This is a genomic window from Erwinia sp. PME.40.26/001 (genome assembly GCF_055556675.1).
In genome coordinates this window covers 1-290 of sequence record NZ_JBVHNP010000083.1, presented here as the reverse complement: position 1 = coordinate 290, position 290 = coordinate 1, and the positions used below count along the sequence as shown (strand labels likewise).

Genomic DNA, 290 nt, shown 5'->3' with positions numbered 1-290 from the left:
GACTGCTGTTTTGCCATGTCCTTGCAGATAAAGACCATGTATCTCACCATCCTCCTCCCTGATAACCTCAACACTGAATCGATGCTACGCCAGCCCAATATCCCCTGCTTCTGCAAAAAGGGCGGCGGCAAGCTCGAACTGTCGTTTCACGACCCGTTGCCGGAAGCCACAGGCTTCATTCATGACTGGGATTCGGAGAAGATCGATCAGCGTGCACCCGCAGGCGGGGGAGGCGCCTATACGCACTATGGCTTTGCGATGGTGACGTTGCGGCGAATCGATAAGGACAA

At 54.8% G+C, this 290-nt stretch carries 1 protein-coding gene; it reads left to right on the top strand.

Going from position 1 to position 290, the window contains the following annotated elements:
• Positions 1 to 36: 36 nt before the first annotated feature.
• Positions 37 to 290, top strand: a 254-nt coding sequence (locus ACZ3HG_RS23330) for a hypothetical protein (protein ID WP_465334700.1), incomplete at its 3' end; no start/stop codon positions are given.